Below are 17,555 nucleotides of genomic sequence, written 5' to 3'. Positions count from 1 at the left end.
ACAAGGCGCGGCTTGCGTCGTCGAAGCGCGCCGCGTGCCGGGTGAGGCACGCAACACGCGCCGCCGCACCGGGATGGGGCACGGCGGAGACGAAGCGTCGAAGCGGGTGGGGGGATTCTACAGGAGCGCGAAATGCCTGCGCGCGGGCGCGCGCCGGGAGCGGCTTCGGACCATGCAGCCGATGCGCGCGACGCGGGCGGCCGGTGAGCCGGGGGCGCGCCGCGCGGGGCCGCGGCCGCGTATCGGTTATCAGTTGCCGGCGATCGTGTCGACCGGTTTGAACGCGCCGCGCTCGACCTTGTAGATCGTCACCGGCGCATCCTTCAGGTCGCCCTTTGCGTCGTACGCGATGCTGGGCGCCGACACGCCCTTGATCGACACCTTGCCGAGATACGGCGTGTACACCTTCGGATCGGTCGAGTTCGCGTCCTTCATCGCGGTGAGCAGCGCGATCGTGCCGTCGTACGAATACGGCGAGTACGTGATCACGTCTTCGTTGAAGCGCGCCTTGTAGCGTGCCGCGTAGCCGGAGAAGCCCGGCATCTTTTCCTTCGGCAGCCCGCCCATGTAGACGATCGCGCCTTCGGCCGCGTCGCCGCCGACCTTCAGGAACGTCGGCGAGCGCGACATCTCGCCCGTCACGAATGCCGACTTCATCCCGAGCTGGCGCATCTTGCGGATCATCGGCGACGATTGCGCGTCGCCGCCGCCGTAGAAGACCGCGTCCGGATTCACGCCCTTCAGGTTGGTCAGGATCGCGGAGAAATCGAGCGCCTTGTCGTTCGTGAAGTCGCGCTTGACGATCGTGCCGCCGGCCGCTTCGACGGCCTTCGCGAATTCGTCGGCGATGCCCTGGCCGTAGGCCGTGCGGTCGTCGATGATCGCGATGCGCTTGAAGCGCAGCGTCTTCACCGCGTACGTGCCGACGATGCGGCCCGCCTGCGCGTCGCTCGTCAGCAACCGGTAGGTCGTCTTGTAGCCGCGCGCCGTGTATTGCGGCGACGTTGCCATCGAGATCTGCGGCAGCCCCGCGCGATCGTACAGGTCGGACGCGGGAATGCTGGTGCCCGAGTTGAAATGGCCGATGATCCCGCGGACGTTGTCGTCGATCAGCCGCTGCGCGACGGTCGTGCCGGTGCGCGGGTCGGCCTGGTCGTCCTGCGCGTCGAGCTGGAACGTGACGGGCTTGCCGCCGATCGTCGGATGCGTCGCGTTGAAATCGGCGATCGCGAGCTGCACGCCCTTCTGCATGTCCGTGCCGTAATTCGACTGCGGGCCGGTCAGCGGTGCGGCGAAACCGATCTTGACGACGTCGGCGGCGACGGCGTGCGCGCCCGACAGTGCGCAGGCGGCGGCCAGCGCGACGTGCGATACCTTCAGCTTCACTTTCACTTCCCCTTGATGGCGTGGTTGGGGCGCCGCGCGCATGCGGGCGGCGCCGGTAAACCGGGCGAGACGGTTCGGTCGGCAGGCCGATGCGCAGGCCATGCACGCGCGTCGCATGCCGCGCGCGCTGTGCCGGAATCGGCGTGTGCGACAGCGGATGCGGCGGGCCGTGCGTGCCGATTGCGGCAGCGACGGGAGGTCGTCTCGTGACCGTGAAACGAAGTCTAGTTAGCGAAAATGCGTGCGTCTTGCGCGTTCGGTGCGCGGCCGGCGACGATATCGGCATATCGTCGATTACCCTGATATATGCCGAAATCGTCATGGCGAATGCGCAAACCCGCCAAGACGCGGGCCGTCGGCATTTTTAGGATGACGGATTCGGGTGGGTGGTGCCGGCATGCGACGCGCTGCGCCGGCTGCGACGAAAGCGAACGGCTGCTGGCCCGCACGTCATTGCATTGGTTGCGTGCACAACCAGCGTCGCCCGCGATCGGGGCGCGCGATGCCGCCGGCCACCGTCTTGCCCGCCCCGCATTCGATGCGACGCGATCGAAGGGGCGCTCCTATAATCGACGCCATCTGCCACTCGCTTCGCGGTTGCCGGGATGACGACCTTGCTTGCCGTACCGCCCATGAGCCTGTCCGACACGTTGCGCTACCAGCCCGACAACGCCGATTTCGGCGCGATGCTCGCGCATTTTCGCCTGCTCGAACCGGTGTTCGATGCGCTGCCGGACGTCGCGTTCTTCGTGAAGGATGCGAGTGGCCGCTACGCGATCGTCAATCGCACGCTGGCGATGCGCTGCGGCTACAAGGACAAGGGCGACCTGCTCGGCAAGACGGCCGACGAGGTGTTTCCGCGCCGCTTCGGCCGCAGCTATTTCGAGCAGGACATGGCGACGATCAACGCCGGCCAGCAGTTGATGGACCAGCTCGAGCTGCACCTGTATCCGGGCCGCCAGCCGGGCTGGTGCCTGACCTGCAAGGAGCCGCTGCGCGACGCCGCGGGCCGGGTGGTCGGTCTCGCGGGCATCTCGCGCGACCTGAAGGCGCACGAGGGATCGCACCCGGCGTACAGCCGCCTCGCCGACGTGGTCCAGCACATCCAGGATCACTACGTGCAGCCGCTGAACCTGAAGCACCTCGCGCAGATGGCGGGGATGTCGGTCGCGCAACTCGAGCGCTACTTCCACAAGGTGTTTCACCTGACGCCGCGCCAGGTGCTGCTGAAGACGCGGCTCGACGCGGCCACCGCGCTGCTCGTCACGCACGACAAGGTGACCGACGTCGCCGCGCTATGCGGCTACACGGATCACAGTGCGTTCACGCGCCAGTTCAAGGCGACGGTCGGCGTGACGCCGACGGAATACCGGTTGATGCTGCAGGAGCGGGCAGGGTGACGCAACTCGCCGGCATGGCCGGCGCGTCGCTGGGATCAGGGTCGGGCGGGGGAAACGGGAAAGGGTGAAGCGGCGGCTCAGCGGTAGCCGAGCCCTTTCAGGACGGCCGTGCCGTCTTCGGTCAGCCGGAAGCTCGGGGACGTATCGGGGTCGAGCTTGACCATTTCGACGAGGCCGGCTTCCTGCAGCGCGGGCAATTCGGGTTTGGCGTTCGCGCCGATCGGTGCATGCAGCAGCACGAGCAACGTCGCGATTTCATGATGACTGAGCAGGCGGCGCAGCATCGTCTTCTTTGCAGGGGGCGCGGCCGGGCGGCCCGCGGGTGCTTCTACGGCGCTCATCGCTTTCCTCCTTTTCGAGATAACCATCGGGTACTGGTTGCGGATGGTGCCGTCGAAGACTTAAGCGATTCTTAAAACCGGGGCGGGCGGCGCAATGCTGCGCCGCGGTACGGGTTACGGGATGTAACGGCGGACGGCGCGCGGGTTCCGGCATGGCCGCGGCCGACCGCGCGGGCCGGTACTTGGCTGCCCGATCGGCGACGATGGCGCGGCGAGATCGCGCGGTCCAATCGATCGCCGAATCGATCGCCGAATCGCGAGCGCGATCCGGCCCCGGACTTCTCTCCTCCTTATTTCCGCCGCTGCGCCTGCGCGGCGAGCCGTACGGCCGCATTCGCCGCGCCATAGCCGTCATACCCGCCGCGCCGCTCGACGATCTCGAGCGAGAAGCGGTTGTCGACCAGTTCCGTATAGGCATGCAGGAATTCGCCGCCGTGCTCGTCGCGGTCGTAGAGCAGGTGATGCGCGCTCAGCGTGTCGATCAGTTCGTCCGGCAGCGCGTAGCGCGCCGCGAGATCGTCGTAGTAATTGGCCGGAATGCGCAGGAACGGGACGCCGTCGGCCGCGAACGCGGCGACCGTCTTCACGATGTCGTCGGTGCGGAACGCGACGTGGTTCAGCCCCGTGCCGTGGTAGCGGTCGAGCGATTCGGCGACGGCCGTATGACGGTCGACCGACGCGTTCAGCGCGATCCGCACCGAGCCGTCGGCGCTGCGCACCGCGCGGCTGCGCATCAGCCCGTACGGGTCGGGCACGAGCCAGCTGCGCTCGGCCTCGAAGCCGAACGCCGTCTTGAAGAACAGGATCCACGTGTCGAGCGCGTCGGCCGGCAGCGCGAGGCACACATGGTCGATGCCCGTCAGCGGGCCGACTTCGGTCGGCCCGTCGATGTCGGTCAGCACGAAGTCCGATTCATACAGCGTCGGCGCATCCGGCGCTTCGTCGACGAAATATTCGAGGCTGCCGTCCGGCGCCTTCACGCTCGGCAGCACGCGTTCGTTCGGCCCGACGCGGCCGGAGAACGGCGCATAGCCGAAGCCGGCCGCGCGTTCGAACGCCACTTTGGCGTCGTCGACGCGGAACGCCGACGCGCACAGCGACAGCCCGTGCTGCTGGAAGAACGCATCGGCGAACGAGTCGCGCTCGGCGTTCAGCACGATCGATGCGGCGCCGTGCTGGAACAGCGTCACGTCCTTCGAGCGATGCCGGCCGGCGAGCCGGAAGCGCATCCGGCCGAGCCATTCGCCGACGGTCGCCGCCGCCTGCGCGTCGACCGCGAATTCGATGAACTGGAACCCGACGTGCGCGGGCGGCGCGGGCGGCGCGAACAGCGGCTGGCTGGCGGCCGGCGCGCGGCCCTCCTTGGCGAGCCGCGCGCGCGTCAGGTCTTCCAGATAGAGCAGCGAGCGATGGCCGTCGGCAGCCGTGAGCGCGGTCGGCGCCGCGCGGAAGCCGTCGTTGAAGATCTCCAGCGACAACGGCCCCGTATAGCCCGACTCGATCACGCGCGCGGTGAAGCGCGCCAGGTCGAAGTCGCCCTGGCCCGGGAACGAGCGGTAGTGGCGGCTCCATTCGATCACGTCCATCACGAGCTTCGGCGCGTCGGCGATCTGCACGAAGGCGATCCGGTCGCCGGGGATATCGGCGATTCCGTCCGGCGAATCGTCGAGCGACAGCGTGTGGAAGCTGTCGAGCGCGAGGCCGAGGTGCGGGCTGTTCACCGCATTCACGAGCTTCCACGCGTGGCCGTACCGCTTCACGACGCGGCCCCACGCGAGCGCTTCGTACGCGGCCACCACGCCGGCCTGCCGCGCGGCTTCGGCCAGCACGCCGAGCTGGTCGACGAGCAACCCGTCGTCGGCGATCGTATCGGCCGCCACACTGCTGCAGACGAGGATGCGGTCCGTGCCGAGCGCATGCATCACGTCGAACTTGCGCTTGATGCGATCGAGATTGCGCGCAAGCTGGGCCGCGCTCACGCCCTCGAAGTCGCGAAACGGCTGGAACAGCACGATGTCGAGGCCGAGATCGGCGGCCATGCGCCGGACGTCGGCCGGCGATCCGTCGAAATAGACAAGGTCGTTTTCGAAGATTTCGACGCCGTCGAAGCCCGCGGCCTGGACGGCGGCGAGCTTCTCGGCGAGCGTGCCGGACAGTGACACGGTGGCAATCGAGCGCTGCATGGGGCGATTCCTGCGGATGAGCGGGGCATGACGCCGGTCTAACCGACCGTGTCGAACCGACCCTGAATGAACCAGTCGTTGAGTTCGGCGCGGGCGCCATATCCCGAATTTACTGGGCTAGTCATCCGTATTGTACAAACTAACTAGATGGTACAAATTAGCGAAAACCCGAAAAGACAGCCCGCTTGCACGGGCGCACACTAGCGCCAAATTCCGATGTCTTCGGGGCGGCGCCGATCGTGGTCCGCCCCTGTTTCAGGAGCAGAAACACGATGAGCAAGCACAAGGTACTGGTGCTGAACGGCCCGAACCTGAATCTGTTGGGCACGCGCGAGCCCCATATCTACGGCGCGGAAACGCTCGCCGACCTCGAGCAGCGCTGCCGCACGGCGGGGGAAGGGCTCGGCCTGGAAATCGACTTTCGCCAGTCGAATGCCGAGCACCAGCTGATCGACTGGCTGCACGCCGCGCGTCACGACACGCACGGCATCGTGATCAACCCGGCCGCCTACACGCATACGTCGGTGGCGCTGGCCGACGCGCTTTCCGCGATCGCGAAGCCGGTGATCGAAGTGCATATCTCGAACGTCCATCGCCGCGAGGCGTTCCGCCACCATTCGTATGTGTCGGCGCTGGCCGAAGCGGTGATCTGCGGCTGCGGCACCGAAGGCTACGTGTTCGCGCTGCAGCGCCTGGCGACGGTATTCGCGAAGGGAGCCGCACGATGAGCCGCCCGTCGTTCCTGATCGGCCTGATCGGCCAGGGCATCGGCGGTTCGCTGTCGCCCGCGATGCACGAGGAAGAGGGATTCCGCCAGGGCTTCGGCTACGTGTACCGGCGCATCGATCTCGACGTGCTCGGCGTGACCGCCGACGCGCTGCCGGAACTGCTCGACGCCGCGCAGCGGATGGGCTACAACGGGCTGAACATCACGCACCCGTGCAAGCAGCGCGTGATCGAGCACCTCGACGCGCTGTCGGACGACGCGCGAGCACTCGGCGCGGTGAACACCGTGCTGTTCAAGGACGGCAAGCGGATCGGCCACAACACCGACTGGTCGGGCTTCGCGAAATCGTTTAGCCGTGGGTTGCCCGGCGCGTCGCTCGAACGCGTCGTCCAGCTCGGCGCGGGCGGCGCGGGCGCGGCCGTCGCGCACGCGGCGCTGCAGATGGGCGCGGCCGAACTGACGATTTTCGACGTCGACGGCACGCGCGCCACCGCGCTGGCGGGCGAATTACAGCAGCGCTTCCCCGCCGCCCGCGTCACGCCGGGCAGCGATCTCGCCGCCGCGATGCGCGCGGCGACCGGCCTGATCCACTGCACGCCGACCGGCATGGCCAAGCATCCGGGCCTGCCGCTGCCGGCCGAGCTGCTGCATGCGGGCATGTGGGTGGCCGACATCGTGTATTTCCCGCTCGAAACCGAACTGATCCGCGCCGCGCGCGCGGCCGGCTGCGCGACGCTGCCGGGCGGCGGGATGGCCGTGTACCAGGCCGTCGACGCGTTCGAGCTCTTCACCGGGCGCACGCCCGACGCCGAGCGGATGTTCGATCACTTTCAGTCGCTCGTCGCGCGCTGACCCCCTTACAGACACAGAAAGAGACCAGGAGACGACCATGCAGCACACCACCCACACGAGCGCCGCGCCGGCGCAGGCGGCCGGCACGGTCCGGCGCACGTCGGCGCGCTACAAGATCCTCGCGCTGCTCGCGATCGGCACGATGATCAACTACCTCGACCGAACCGTGCTGGGCGTGGCTGCGCCGCAGCTCACCAAGGAGCTCGGCATCAACGCGGCCGTGATGGGCATCATGTTCTCCGCGTTTTCGTGGACGTACGTGGCGATGCAGGTGCCCGGCGGCCTGTTCCTCGACCGCTTCGGCAGCAAGATCACCTATTACTGGTCGATGACGCTGTGGTCGCTGTGCACGTTCCTGCAAGGCTTCGTGCCGGGCGTCGCGACGTTGCTCGCGTGCCGGCTGGGCCTCGGTGTGACGGAAGCGCCATGCTTCCCGACCAACAGCCGCGTCGTCGCGACGTGGTTCCCGCAGAACGAACGCGCGATGGCGACCGGCACCTATACCGTCGGCGAATATATCGGCCTCGCGTTCTTCAGCCCCGTGCTGTTCGCGCTGATGGGCGCATTCGGCTGGCGCTCGCTGTTCTGGGTCGTGGGCGCGGTCGGCATTGCATTCGGCCTCGTCTGGTGGAAGTTCTACCACGAGCCGCGCAACCATCCGGGCGCGAACTCGGAGGAACTCGCGTACATCGAAGCGGGCGGCGGCCTCGTGCACGGCGTGCGCAAGACCGACGACAAGAGCGGCAAGGCCGCGCAGCCGAAGTTCAGCTGGTCGATGGTCGGCCGACTGGTGAAGAAGCGCCAGCTCGCGGGCATCTGCCTCGGCCAGTTCGCCGGCAACTCGACGCTCGTGTTCTTCCTGACGTGGTTCCCGACCTATCTGGCAACCGAGCGCCACATGGGCTGGCTGAAGATCGGCTTCTTCGCGGTGATGCCGTTCATCGCCGCGTCGGTCGGCGTGATGTTCGGCGGAATCTTCTCCGATTGGCTGCTGCGCCGCGGCAAGTCCGCGAACCTCGCACGCAAGCTGCCGATCATCGCGGGCCTGCTGCTCGCGTCGACGATCATTCTCGCGAACTACGTGCAGAGCAACGAAGCGGTAATCGCGATCATGTCGGTCGCATTCTTCGCGCAGGGGATGGCCGCGCTCGGCTGGACGCTCGTGTCGGATATCGCACCGGACGGCCTGCTCGGCGTGACGGGCGGCATCTTCAACTTCGCGGCGAACCTCGCCGGCATCATCACCCCGCTCGTCGTCGGCTTCATCGTCGCGTCGACCGGCTCGTTCGTCGGCGCGCTCGTATTCATCGGCGTGATCGCGCTGGTCGGTGCGCTGTCGTACATCTTCGTCGTCGGCGACATCAAGCGGATCGAGCTGTAAGCACCCGTTCCCCGCACACACGGTGCGTTCGCCCGGCGGCCAATCGGCCGCCGGGCTTTTTTGTTCGCGGGCGCCGGCGGGCGGGCCGGCATGTACGCCACTTCATGCGTGCTGCATCGCGATGCCGAGCGATTCGACCGCGGCCGCGATCGCCGCGACCGCGCGCCGGATATCGCCCGCATCGATCGCGCCGATGCAGCCGACGCGGAACGTCTCGAGCCGCGTGAGCTTGCCCGGATACAGGATGAAGCCCGCGTCGCGCACCGCGTCGTAGAAGCGGCGGAAATCGTAGGCCGGATGGTCGGGCGCGTGAAACGTGACGATCACCGGCGCCTGCACGCCCGCGTCGAGGAACGGCGCGAAGCCGAGCGCACGCATCGATTCGACGAGCGTCCGGCAGTTCTCCGCATAACGTGCCCCGCGCGCCGGCTGGCCGCCTTCGGCGAGGTACTGGTCGAGCGCGGCGCGCAGCGCGGCAATCACGTGCGTCGGCGGCGTGAAGCGCCATTGCCCCGTCTTGCGCAGATACGCGTACTGATCGTGGAGATCGAGCGCGAGCGACCGCGCGTTGCCTTCGCTCGCGTCGAGCGCGTCGCGCCGCACGATCGCGAACCCCATTCCCGGCACGCCTTCGAGGCATTTGCCGCTGGCCGAGATCAGCGCGTCGATGCCGCTGTCCGCCAGCGCGATCGGCAGCGCGCCGAACGAACTCATCGCATCGACGATCAGCCGCTTGCCGTGCCGCCGGCATGCGGCCGCGATCGCATCGAGCGGATTCAGGATCCCCGCGCTCGTTTCCAGGTGCACGAGCGCGACGTGCGTGATGCGCGGCTCGCGCGCGAACGCGGCCTCCACGGCCGCCGCGTCGACGGCCGCGTCCTCGCCGAACGGCAACGCGATCGCGTCGACGCCGAGCCGGCCGAGGATCTTCAGGATCCGCGCGCAATATGCGCCGTTGTCAGGCACCAGCACGACGCCGTCGCGCGGCACCAGCGTGCCGAGCGCGGCTTCGACCGAGAACGTGCCGCTGCCCTGCATCGGCACGCACACGTACGCGTCGCCGCCCTGCGCGATGGCGACGAGATCCGCGCAGACGCTGGCCGTCAGTTGATTGAAAGCGGCGTCCCACGACCCCCAGTCATGTTGCATTGCGTGGCGTGTTGTGGCGGACGTGGTGAGCGGGCCGGGCGTGAGCAGGATCGGGTCGGGCATGGCTTTTATCTCCAGCAAAGGGCGAGCGAAACGCCGGGCGGCATTTCCGGATGACTTGCATGATAGTGGCAAAATGTGTCATTTTTTGGAAATTGTGGCATTCGTCACGGCTTTGTCATCGAACGCTGTGATCCTTCGGTTGCCGCGCGACACCCAGCCGAGCGCGGCAACACGGCGGTCGTTCAGCGGCCTGCCCCCAGATAACAGGAGAGCCGGATCGTGCCCCGGCCGTTTGGTGTTCCGCCTACGGAGAAGTGAGATGACACTGCAGAAACCCTCGCGCGCCGCCGCCGGCGCATTCCGCAAGCTCGCGCTGGCCGCCTGCGCCGCCGGTCTGCTGCAAGGCGCCGCGATGTCGGCGCATGCGGCGAATGCGGTCGTGCTGTACACGGCGGACGGCCTCGAGAACCTCTATCGCGATGTGCTGCCGGCTTTCGAGAAGAAGGAAGGCGTGAAGGTCAACATCGTGACGGCGGGCAGTGGCGAGGTGGTGAACCGCGCGAACATCGAGAAGCATTCCCCGAAGGCCGACGTGATCGTCACGCTGCCGCCGTTCATCCAGCAAGCCGGCCAGATGGGCCTGCTGCAGCCGTACCAGAGCGTGAACTACAAGAACGTGCCGGCCATCGCGAAGGCCGAGGACGGCACGTGGGCGACCTTCGTCAACAACTACTTCTCGTTCGCGATCAACCCGGACGTCGTGAAGAACCAGCCGAAGACGTTCGCCGACCTGCTCGCGCCGGCCTACGCCGGCAAGGTCGCGTACTCGAACCCGGCCACGGCCGGTGACGGGATGGCCGTGCTGATCCTGACGACGTCGCTGATGGGCGAGGACAAGGCGTTCGACTACCTCGCGAAGCTGTCGCAGAGCGTGAAGTTCCACACCAAGGGCACGGGCTACCTGAACGTGCTGCTGTCGCGCAACGAGATCAGCGTCGCGAATGGCGATCTGCAGATGGATCTCGACGACGCCGAACATGGCGCGCTGTCGGTCAAGCCGATCTTCCTGGCCGCGAAGGACGGCGACCGGCCGACCACGTTCCAGCTGCCGTACGGTATCGGCCTGATCAAGAGCGGCCCGAACCAGGACGCCGGCAGGAAGCTGATCGACTACCTGATGTCGACGGAAGTGCAGTCGAAGGTGCCGGACATGTACGGCATCCCGGGCCGCACCGACGTGCCGCTGGCGGGCAAGAACGGCGAAGCGGTCAAGAAGGCGATCGCGGGCGTGAATCTGATCCCGGTCGACTGGACCCAGGTGATGGCGAAGAAACCGGAATGGATCGAGCGCTGGAAGAAGGACGTGATCGGCAGCTCGGGCAAGCAGCTCGACGTCGTCAAGCCGAAATGACCGGCGCACGCCGCCCGTATCAGCGAGCAAGAGGATGAACCCGGTGGACACCGCCCTGACCCATCCCGGCGCATTCGGCGCCGCCGAACCGCACGCGACGCTGCGGTCCGGCGCGCCGGGCGGCGTGCAGATCCAGCACCTGAGCGTGCGCTACGGCGCGCGCACGGTGCTCGAAGATCTGTCGCTGTCGATCGGCGCCGGCGAATTTCTGACCGTGCTCGGCAAGAGCGGCTGCGGCAAGACCACGCTGCTGCGCTTCATCGCCGGGTTCGTGAAGGCCGATGGCCTGACCGGCACGCTGACCGTGGCCGGCCGCGACCTGACCTATGCGCCGCCGCACAAGCGCAACCTCGGTCTGCTGTTCCAGAATTACGCGCTGTTCCCGCACCTGTCGGTATTCGAGAACGTCGCATTCGGGCTGCGCGCCCGCGGGATGGCGTCGTCGGAAGTGACGCGCCGCGTCGCCGACGCGCTGAAGCTCGTGCAGCTCGGCGACGCCGGCCATCATCTGCCCGCGCAGCTGTCTGGCGGGATGCAGCAGCGCGTCGCGCTGGCCCGCGCGCTCGTGATCGAGCCGGACGTGCTGCTGCTCGACGAGCCGCTGTCGGCGCTCGACGCCAACCTGCGCGCGTCGGTGCGCAGCGAACTGAAGGCGCTGCACGAGCGCCTGCCGAACCTGACCGTCGTCTGCGTGACGCACGACCGCGACGACGCGCTCGTGCTGTCCGACCGCGCGCTGCTGATGCGCGACGGCCGCATCGCGCAGCTCGGCACGCCGCAGCAGCTGTACGACGCGCCGCAGGACGGCTACGTCGCGCGCTATCTCGGCCCGGCGAACCTGCTGCCGCCGCACGTGATCTTCCCGCTCGGCGATCCGCGCCACGAGATACGCGGCAAGGTCGCCTGCGTGCGCCCCGAGCGCCTCACCGTGATGGCGCCCGCGGCCGGCGGTCTGCACGGCACCGTGTCGTCGGTCGAATGGCAGGGCGCGGACCTGTCGATCGCGGTCGTGATCGACGCAGCGCCCGACGAGCCCGTGCGCGTCACGATGCAGCGCGGCCGCGGCGCGGCTCCCGAGCGCGGCGCACGCGTGTCCCTGCATTGCGAGGCAGACGATGTCGTCCTTATCGAGCCCTGAAGCCGGCCTGCCGCCGCACGTGCTCGCGTCGGCCGCCGCGCATGCCGCCGCCGCGCGACGCCGCAGGCGAATGGGCGACCTGCACCTGGCCGCGCTCGCGATCGTCGTGCTCGGCCCGCTCGTCGTCTACCCGCTGGTGCGGCTCGTGCTGCTGAGCGTGTCGGGCGATCACGGGCTCGGTTTCGCCGCGTACCGGACTTTCTTCGGCAATCCCGACACGCGCAACGTGCTGCTGACGACGCTCGGCGTGCTGTTCGCGAGCGCCGGCACCGCGTCGGTGCTCGGTGTGCTGCTGGCCGCGCTGCTGTTCTTCAGGCCGTTCCCGGGTGCGTCGCTCGTCACGCGCTTCCTGGAGCTGTACGTCGCGTTTCCGTCGTTCCTCGTCGCGTTCACGCTGATCTTCCTGTACGGCTCGCAGGGCTCGATCAGCATCGCGCTGCAGCACCTGTTCCATCTGGAGAACCCGCCGCTCGATTTCCTGTTCGGCATCGGCGGCGTGATTCTCGCGCAGACCGTGTTCTACACGCCGTTCGTCGTCCGGCCGACGCTTGCATCGTTCGCGACGCTCGACTTGCGGCTGATCGAAGCCGCGCGCAGCCTCGGCGCGCCCGGCTGGATGCTCGCGCGCCGCGTCGTGCTGCCGATCGCGTGGCCGGGCATCGCCGCCGGCACCGTGCTGTGCTTCCTGCTGACGCTCAACGAGTTCGGCATCCTGCTCGTGCTCGGCAGCGCGCGGCTCGTCACGCTGCCGGTTGCGATCTACAGCAGCGCGACCGTCGATCTCGACCTGCCGACCGCATCGGCCGGCGCGGTCGTGATGTTGTCGCTGTCACTGGCGCTGTATGCGGTTTATCGCCGGGTGAACCGGCGTGCGACGGGAGGGAACGATGTCCGCTGAATTCCGTATCGGGCAGGCCGTGCCGCGCCACCGGATCGGCTGGAGCGACACGCTGCTCAAGCATGCGTCGCGCGCCGCGCTCGCTCTGGCCGCGTTCGCGTGCTTCTGGCTGTTCGTGCTGCCGGTGATCGTCGTCGCGCTGTCGAGCGTGTCGACGCAGTGGTCGGGGACGATTTTGCCGGCCGGCTACAGCCTGCGCTGGTTCGAGCGGCTTGGTTCGCCGGAATACGATGCGCTGCTGACGAGCCTCGAAATCGGCTTCGGCGTGTCGGTTCTCGGCACGACCCTCGGGCTGTGGCTGGCGCTCGCGCTCGAAGGGCGTGACCGGCGCGGCCTCGGCGCGGTCGTCGACGCGCTCGTGATGGTGCCGAACGGCGTGCCGAGCGTCGTACTCGGGCTCGCGGTGCTGATCGCGTATCACCAGAAGCCGCTGGACCTGTCGAGCTCGGCGGCGATCGTCGTGCTCGTGCAGCTCGCGCTGATTCTGCCGTTCTGCTATCGCTGCGCGGCCGCCGCGCTGCGCCCGGAACTGACCGTGCTGCGCGAAGCCGCCGCGAGCCTTGGTGCGCCGCCCGCGATGGTGCTGCGCCGCGTGCTGCTGCCGCAGCTCGTGCCGGCGCTGCGCGCGAGCCTCGCGCTCGGCTTCGCGTTGTCGCTCGGCGAGCTCGGCGCGACGCTGACGGTGTATCCGCCGGGCTTCGCGACCGTGCCGATCGTCGTGATCGGGCAAGTGGAGCGCGGTTATTACCTGCCGGCATCGGCGCTGTCGCTGGTGATGCTCGGCGCATCGCTCGCGGCGCTGCTGCTGATCGCCGCGCGCGTGCCGCGCGGCACGCGGGCGGCATCATGAACGCCGCGTTCGCGTTGTGGCGCCCCGGCGAGCAAGCGGCCGCCGGCAACGGGTCGACGAATCGCGCGGGACGCTCGATCGACGTCAACGGCCGATGCTACCGGCTGCCGGTCGAGCCGACCGTCGTCGTTTGCGTCGACGGTTGCGAATACGACTATCTCGAACGCGCGGTGGAAGCGGGTGTCGCGCCGTTCATCGGCCGGATGATCGAGCACGGCACCGCGTGGCGTGCCGATTGCGTCGTGCCGACCTTCACCAACCCGAACAACCTGTCGATCGTCTGCGGCGTGCCGCCGTCGGTCCACGGCATCTGCGGCAACTATTTCTGGGACCCGGCCGCCGACGGTGGGCGCGGCGCCGAAGTCATGATGAACGACCCGGCCTACCTGCGCGCCGGCACGCTGCTCGCGGCGGCGGCCGACGCCGGCACGCGGGTGGCCGTCGTGACCGCGAAGGACAAGTTGCGCCGGCTGCTCGGCTGGCGGTTGAAGGGTATCTGCTTTTCGGCCGAGAAGGCGGCGCAGGCCAATCTCGCGGAAAACGGGATCGTCGACGTGCTCGACTGGGTCGGCCTGCCGTCGCCGGACGTATACAGCGCGGCGTTGTCCGAATTCGTGTTCGCGGCCGGCGTGCGGCTCGCACAGACGCGGCAGGTGGACCTGATGTATCTGTCGACCACCGACTACGTGCAGCACAAGTGCGAGCCGGGGAGTGCCGGCGCGAACGCGTTCTACGCGATGATGGACGGCTACCTCGCGCAGCTCGACGCGCTTGGCTGGGCGATCGGCCTCACGGCCGACCACGGGATGAACGCGAAGCACGATCCGGCGACGGGCCGACCGAACGTGATCTATCTGCAGGATGCGTTCGACGGCTGGTACGGCGCGCAGGCTGCGCGCGTGATCCTGCCGATTACCGATCCGTACGTCGTGCATCACGGTGCGCTCGGTTCGTTCGCGACGATCTACCTGGCGCCGGGTGTCGACCGGGCCGAGGCGATGTGGCGCGTCGGCGGCCTCGACGGCGTCGAGCTCGTGCTCGACAACGCGGAAGCCGCCGCACGTTTCGAACTGCCGGCCGACCGGATCGGCGATCTCGTCGTGATCGGCCGCCGCGACATGACGCTCGGCACCCGCGAGCGCGAACACGACCTGTCGGGCCTCACGGTGCCGCTGCGTTCGCATGGCGGCGTGTCCGAGCAGGAAGTGCCGCTGCTGTTCAATCGCCGTATCGAGCGCGACGATCCCAGCCGGCGGCCGCGCAACTTCGACGTGTTCGATTTCGTGTTGAACCGGATCGCGACATGATGGCTCATCCGCGGCAGGATCATCCGTCGTTTCGTGCCGAAGCATTGCGCTGGTGCGGCACGCGCGCGATGCGCGAGCGCACGCTCGACGTCACCGATCCGTACACGGGCACACGCGTCGGCACCGTGCCGCTCGCCAGCGTCGACGACGTGCGCGCGGCGTTCGATTACGCGATGGCCTACCGGCCGACGCTTACGCGCTACGTACGTTCGCAGATTCTCGAACGTGCGGCTGCGTTGCTGCGCGAGCGCACCGAGGAAGCGTCCGATCTGATCACGCTCGAGTCGGGGCTGTCGAAACAGGATTCGCGCTACGAGATCGGCCGTGTGGCCGACGTGCTGAAGTTCGCGGCGCTCGAGGCGCTGCGCGACGACGCGCAGAGTTTCTCATGCGACCTGACGCCCCACGGCAAGACGCGGCGCGTGTTCTCGCAGCGCCAGCCGCTCGACGGCGTGATCGTCGCGATCACGCCGTTCAATCATCCGATGAACCAGGTCGCGCACAAGATCGCGCCGGCGATCGCGACCAACAACCGCGTGATCGTGAAGCCGTCGGAGAAGGTGCCGCTGTCGGCGTTCTATCTGGCCGATCTGCTCTATGAAGCCGGGCTGCCGGAGCCGATGCTGCAGGTGCTGACTGGCAGCCCGGTCGAAATCGCGGACGAACTCGTCACGCATCCGCATGCGTCGCTGATTACCTTCACGGGCGGCGTCGCGATCGGCAAGGCGATTGCCGCGCGGGCCGGCTACCGTCGCATCGTGCTGGAGCTGGGCGGCAACGATCCGCTGATCGTCCTCGCCGATGCCGATCTCGACCGTGCGGCATCGCTGGCGGTGCTGGGCTCGTACCGGAATTCGGGTCAGCGCTGCACGGCCGTCAAGCGGATGCTGGTGCAGCGCTCGATCGCGCCCGCATTCACCGAATTGCTCGTCGAGAAGACGCGCGCATGGAAATACGGCGATCCGTTCGATTCCGCGAACGAAATGGGCACGGTGATCGACGAGGCGGCGGCGCGACTGTTCGAGGCGCGCGTGAACGAGGCGGTTGCGCAGGGCGCGCGTCTGCTGACCGGCAACGTGCGGCGCGGCGCGCTGTATGCGCCGACCGTGCTCGACAACGTCGATCCGTCGATGACGATCGTGCGCGAGGAGACCTTCGGGCCCGTGTCGCCCGTCATCGCGTTCGACACGATCGACGACGCGATCCGGATCAGCAATGGCACGGCATTCGGGTTGTCGTCGGGCGTCTGTACGGATAGTACGGCGGCGGTCGTGCGGTTCGTGAACGAACTGAACGTCGGCACGGTGAACGTATGGGAAGTGCCCGGATACCGGATCGAGCTGTCGCCGTTCGGCGGAATCAAGGATTCGGGGCTCGGTTACAAGGAAGGCGTTCAGGAGGCGATGAAGAGCTTCACGAACCTGAAGACGTTTTCGCTGCCGTGGGAGTAAACGAATGGCGCTGACGGTGGAAGAGATTTACGGGCTGTATCGCGAGCATGGCCATGTGGCCTATAGCGGCGAACCGGTCACGCAGCTCGAACATGCGCTGCAGAGTGGATGGCTGGCGGAGGAATCCGGGGCGGGCGAAGCGCTGGTCGCGGCGGCATTCCTGCACGATCTCGGCCATCTGCTGAATCGTCAGGGCGAAACGCCGAGCGCGCGCGGGATCGACGATCTGCATCAGTATTACGTGCTGCCGTTCCTGCGGCCGCTGTTTGCCGATGCGGTGTTGGAGCCGATTCGGCTGCACGTCGACGCGAAGCGCTGCCTGTGCCGCACGGACGCCGGCTACTTCGAGAGCCTGTCGCCGGACTCGGTGCGTAGTCTGTCGTTGCAGGGCGGCATTTTCAGTGAAGAGGAGACGGCGGCATTCCTGCAGCGCCCGTTCGCGGAGGACGCGCTGCGGCTGCGCCGCTGGGACGACATGGCGAAGGAGGAGGGCAAGGTGACGCCGGATCTCGATCACTATATGGAGATCGTCGCGCGCCAGGTGCGCGGGGTCTCCTGACGGTTCGGTTGCGTCCATATAAGGCGCCGCACGCGACGGCGTGCGGCGCCTTATATTTTTCGCGAAACCCCTTGTGCGATTGCCGGAGGATGCTTAGAATCACGCCTCTTTCGCGCTAACGGAAACGCGGCGCGGGAGGAAGGGAAGCGGTGTTGTCGGGTTCGGGATGTAGCGAGCCGTGGCGGCGCAGGAAGATGGCCCGGCGGTCGCAACGATGTAGTGTAAAAAGTTGTTGACGAACTGCGGAACACGGTTCATAATCTCGCTTCTCTGCTGCTGAAAACGCAGCGCTGCCGGGAAACACGAAGTTCCTCGCAGAATGCTCTTTAAAAATTAACAGCCGATAAGTGTGGGCGCTTGATGGTAGCGAGCTGATCCTCGGATCAGAAAAGCGAAAGTATCAAGAGTCTCACACTAAAGTAAGTCAGGTTTATGAAGTGATTCATATTCCTGTCAGCTTTGAGTGAGCGACCGGTTCGAAAGAACCGAAAACAGTAACAGGTTTGAACTGAAGAGTTT

15 protein-coding genes are annotated in these 17,555 nt (G+C 67.4%); 11 read left to right on the top strand and 4 right to left on the bottom strand.

The genetic code is table 11. The features are described 5' to 3' along the window. Window positions 1–249: 249 nt before the first annotated feature. Window positions 250–1,428 carry a branched-chain amino acid ABC transporter substrate-binding protein gene (locus CFB81_RS26650; RefSeq protein WP_249190613.1) on the bottom strand — a complete coding sequence of 393 codons (1,179 nt, stop codon included), beginning with the start codon at window positions 1,426–1,428 and terminating at the stop codon, window positions 250–252. Window positions 1,429–1,991: 563 nt separating this feature from the next. On the opposite strand from CFB81_RS26650, the gene CFB81_RS26640 reads away from it, so the two are divergent. Continuing rightward, window positions 1,992–2,786: an AraC family transcriptional regulator gene (locus tag CFB81_RS26640; RefSeq protein WP_089437161.1), complete on the top strand. Its 795-nt coding sequence runs from the start codon at window positions 1,992–1,994 to the stop codon at window positions 2,784–2,786. Window positions 2,787–2,863: 77 nt separating this feature from the next. Here CFB81_RS26640 and CFB81_RS26635 read toward each other — a convergent pair whose 3' ends face one another. Together CFB81_RS26635 and CFB81_RS26630 are read right to left on the bottom strand one after the other, a co-directional pair. After that, window positions 2,864–3,127 carry a hypothetical protein gene (locus CFB81_RS26635; RefSeq protein ID WP_050017302.1) on the bottom strand — a complete coding sequence of 88 codons (264 nt, stop codon included), beginning with the start codon at window positions 3,125–3,127 and terminating at the stop codon, window positions 2,864–2,866. A gap of 290 nt (window positions 3,128–3,417) precedes the next feature. Then, window positions 3,418–5,310, bottom strand: coding sequence for a bifunctional sugar phosphate isomerase/epimerase/4-hydroxyphenylpyruvate dioxygenase family protein (locus CFB81_RS26630; protein WP_089437160.1), 1,893 nt, complete (start codon window positions 5,308–5,310; stop codon window positions 3,418–3,420). 272 nt (window positions 5,311–5,582) lie between these two features. Between CFB81_RS26630 and aroQ the strand changes: the two genes are divergently transcribed. From aroQ to CFB81_RS26615, 3 genes are read left to right on the top strand one after another with little or no spacing between them, the layout of a single operon-like run. After that, window positions 5,583–6,038, top strand: coding sequence for a type II 3-dehydroquinate dehydratase (gene aroQ / locus CFB81_RS26625; protein ID WP_050017300.1), 456 nt, complete (start codon window positions 5,583–5,585; stop codon window positions 6,036–6,038). Beyond that, the gene (locus CFB81_RS26620) at window positions 6,035–6,889 is read left to right on the top strand and encodes a shikimate dehydrogenase (RefSeq protein WP_069621238.1); all 855 of its coding nucleotides are present in this window, start codon (window positions 6,035–6,037) and stop codon (window positions 6,887–6,889) included. Before aroQ ends, CFB81_RS26620 begins: the two co-directional genes overlap by 4 nt. 37 nt (window positions 6,890–6,926) lie before the next feature. Next, entirely contained in the window at window positions 6,927–8,270 is a 1,344-nt protein-coding gene (locus CFB81_RS26615; protein ID WP_069621237.1) for an MFS transporter, read from the top strand. A gap of 102 nt (window positions 8,271–8,372) precedes the next feature. On the opposite strand, the gene CFB81_RS26610 is transcribed toward CFB81_RS26615, so the two are convergent. Continuing rightward, the gene (locus CFB81_RS26610; RefSeq protein ID WP_089437159.1) at window positions 8,373–9,482 is read right to left on the bottom strand and encodes a 2-aminoethylphosphonate--pyruvate transaminase; all 1,110 of its coding nucleotides are present in this window, start codon (window positions 9,480–9,482) and stop codon (window positions 8,373–8,375) included. 259 nt (window positions 9,483–9,741) lie between these two features. Between CFB81_RS26610 and phnS the strand changes: the two genes are divergently transcribed. The 7 genes from phnS to CFB81_RS26575 are packed head-to-tail and all read left to right on the top strand — an operon-like array spanning window position 9,742 to window position 17,036. Next, on the top strand, window positions 9,742–10,833 hold the full coding sequence (gene phnS, locus CFB81_RS26605) for a 2-aminoethylphosphonate ABC transporter substrate-binding protein (protein ID WP_069621235.1): 1,092 nt from the start codon (window positions 9,742–9,744) through the stop codon (window positions 10,831–10,833). 34 nt (window positions 10,834–10,867) lie between these two features. Beyond that, a complete protein-coding gene (gene phnT, locus CFB81_RS26600) occupies window positions 10,868–11,971 on the top strand; it encodes a 2-aminoethylphosphonate ABC transport system ATP-binding subunit PhnT (protein WP_089437158.1) in 1,104 nt (367 codons plus the stop codon). Continuing rightward, a complete protein-coding gene (phnU, locus tag CFB81_RS26595; protein WP_089437157.1) occupies window positions 11,949–12,869 on the top strand; it encodes a 2-aminoethylphosphonate ABC transporter permease subunit in 921 nt (306 codons plus the stop codon). The genes phnT and phnU overlap by 23 nt, the downstream gene beginning before the upstream one ends. Continuing rightward, window positions 12,859–13,719, top strand: coding sequence for a 2-aminoethylphosphonate ABC transport system, membrane component PhnV (phnV, locus tag CFB81_RS26590; protein ID WP_089437156.1), 861 nt, complete (start codon window positions 12,859–12,861; stop codon window positions 13,717–13,719). The genes phnU and phnV overlap by 11 nt, the downstream gene beginning before the upstream one ends. After that, window positions 13,716–15,026 carry a phosphonoacetate hydrolase gene (gene phnA, locus CFB81_RS26585; RefSeq protein WP_089437155.1) on the top strand — a complete coding sequence of 437 codons (1,311 nt, stop codon included), beginning with the start codon at window positions 13,716–13,718 and terminating at the stop codon, window positions 15,024–15,026. The genes phnV and phnA overlap by 4 nt, the downstream gene beginning before the upstream one ends. Next, window positions 15,023–16,477: a phosphonoacetaldehyde dehydrogenase gene (gene phnY, locus CFB81_RS26580; RefSeq protein ID WP_089437154.1), complete on the top strand. Its 1,455-nt coding sequence runs from the start codon at window positions 15,023–15,025 to the stop codon at window positions 16,475–16,477. Before phnA ends, phnY begins: the two co-directional genes overlap by 4 nt. A gap of 4 nt (window positions 16,478–16,481) precedes the next feature. Beyond that, complete coding sequence (locus tag CFB81_RS26575) at window positions 16,482–17,036, top strand: phosphonate degradation HD-domain oxygenase (RefSeq protein ID WP_089437153.1); 555 nt, start codon at window positions 16,482–16,484, stop codon at window positions 17,034–17,036. Window positions 17,037–17,555 lie beyond the last annotated feature (519 nt).

Source organism: Burkholderia sp. AU28863, from assembly GCF_002223195.1.
In the GTDB taxonomy this organism is placed as follows: domain Bacteria; phylum Pseudomonadota; class Gammaproteobacteria; order Burkholderiales; family Burkholderiaceae; genus Burkholderia; species Burkholderia sola.
This window is presented reverse-complemented; position numbering and strand designations above follow the sequence as displayed.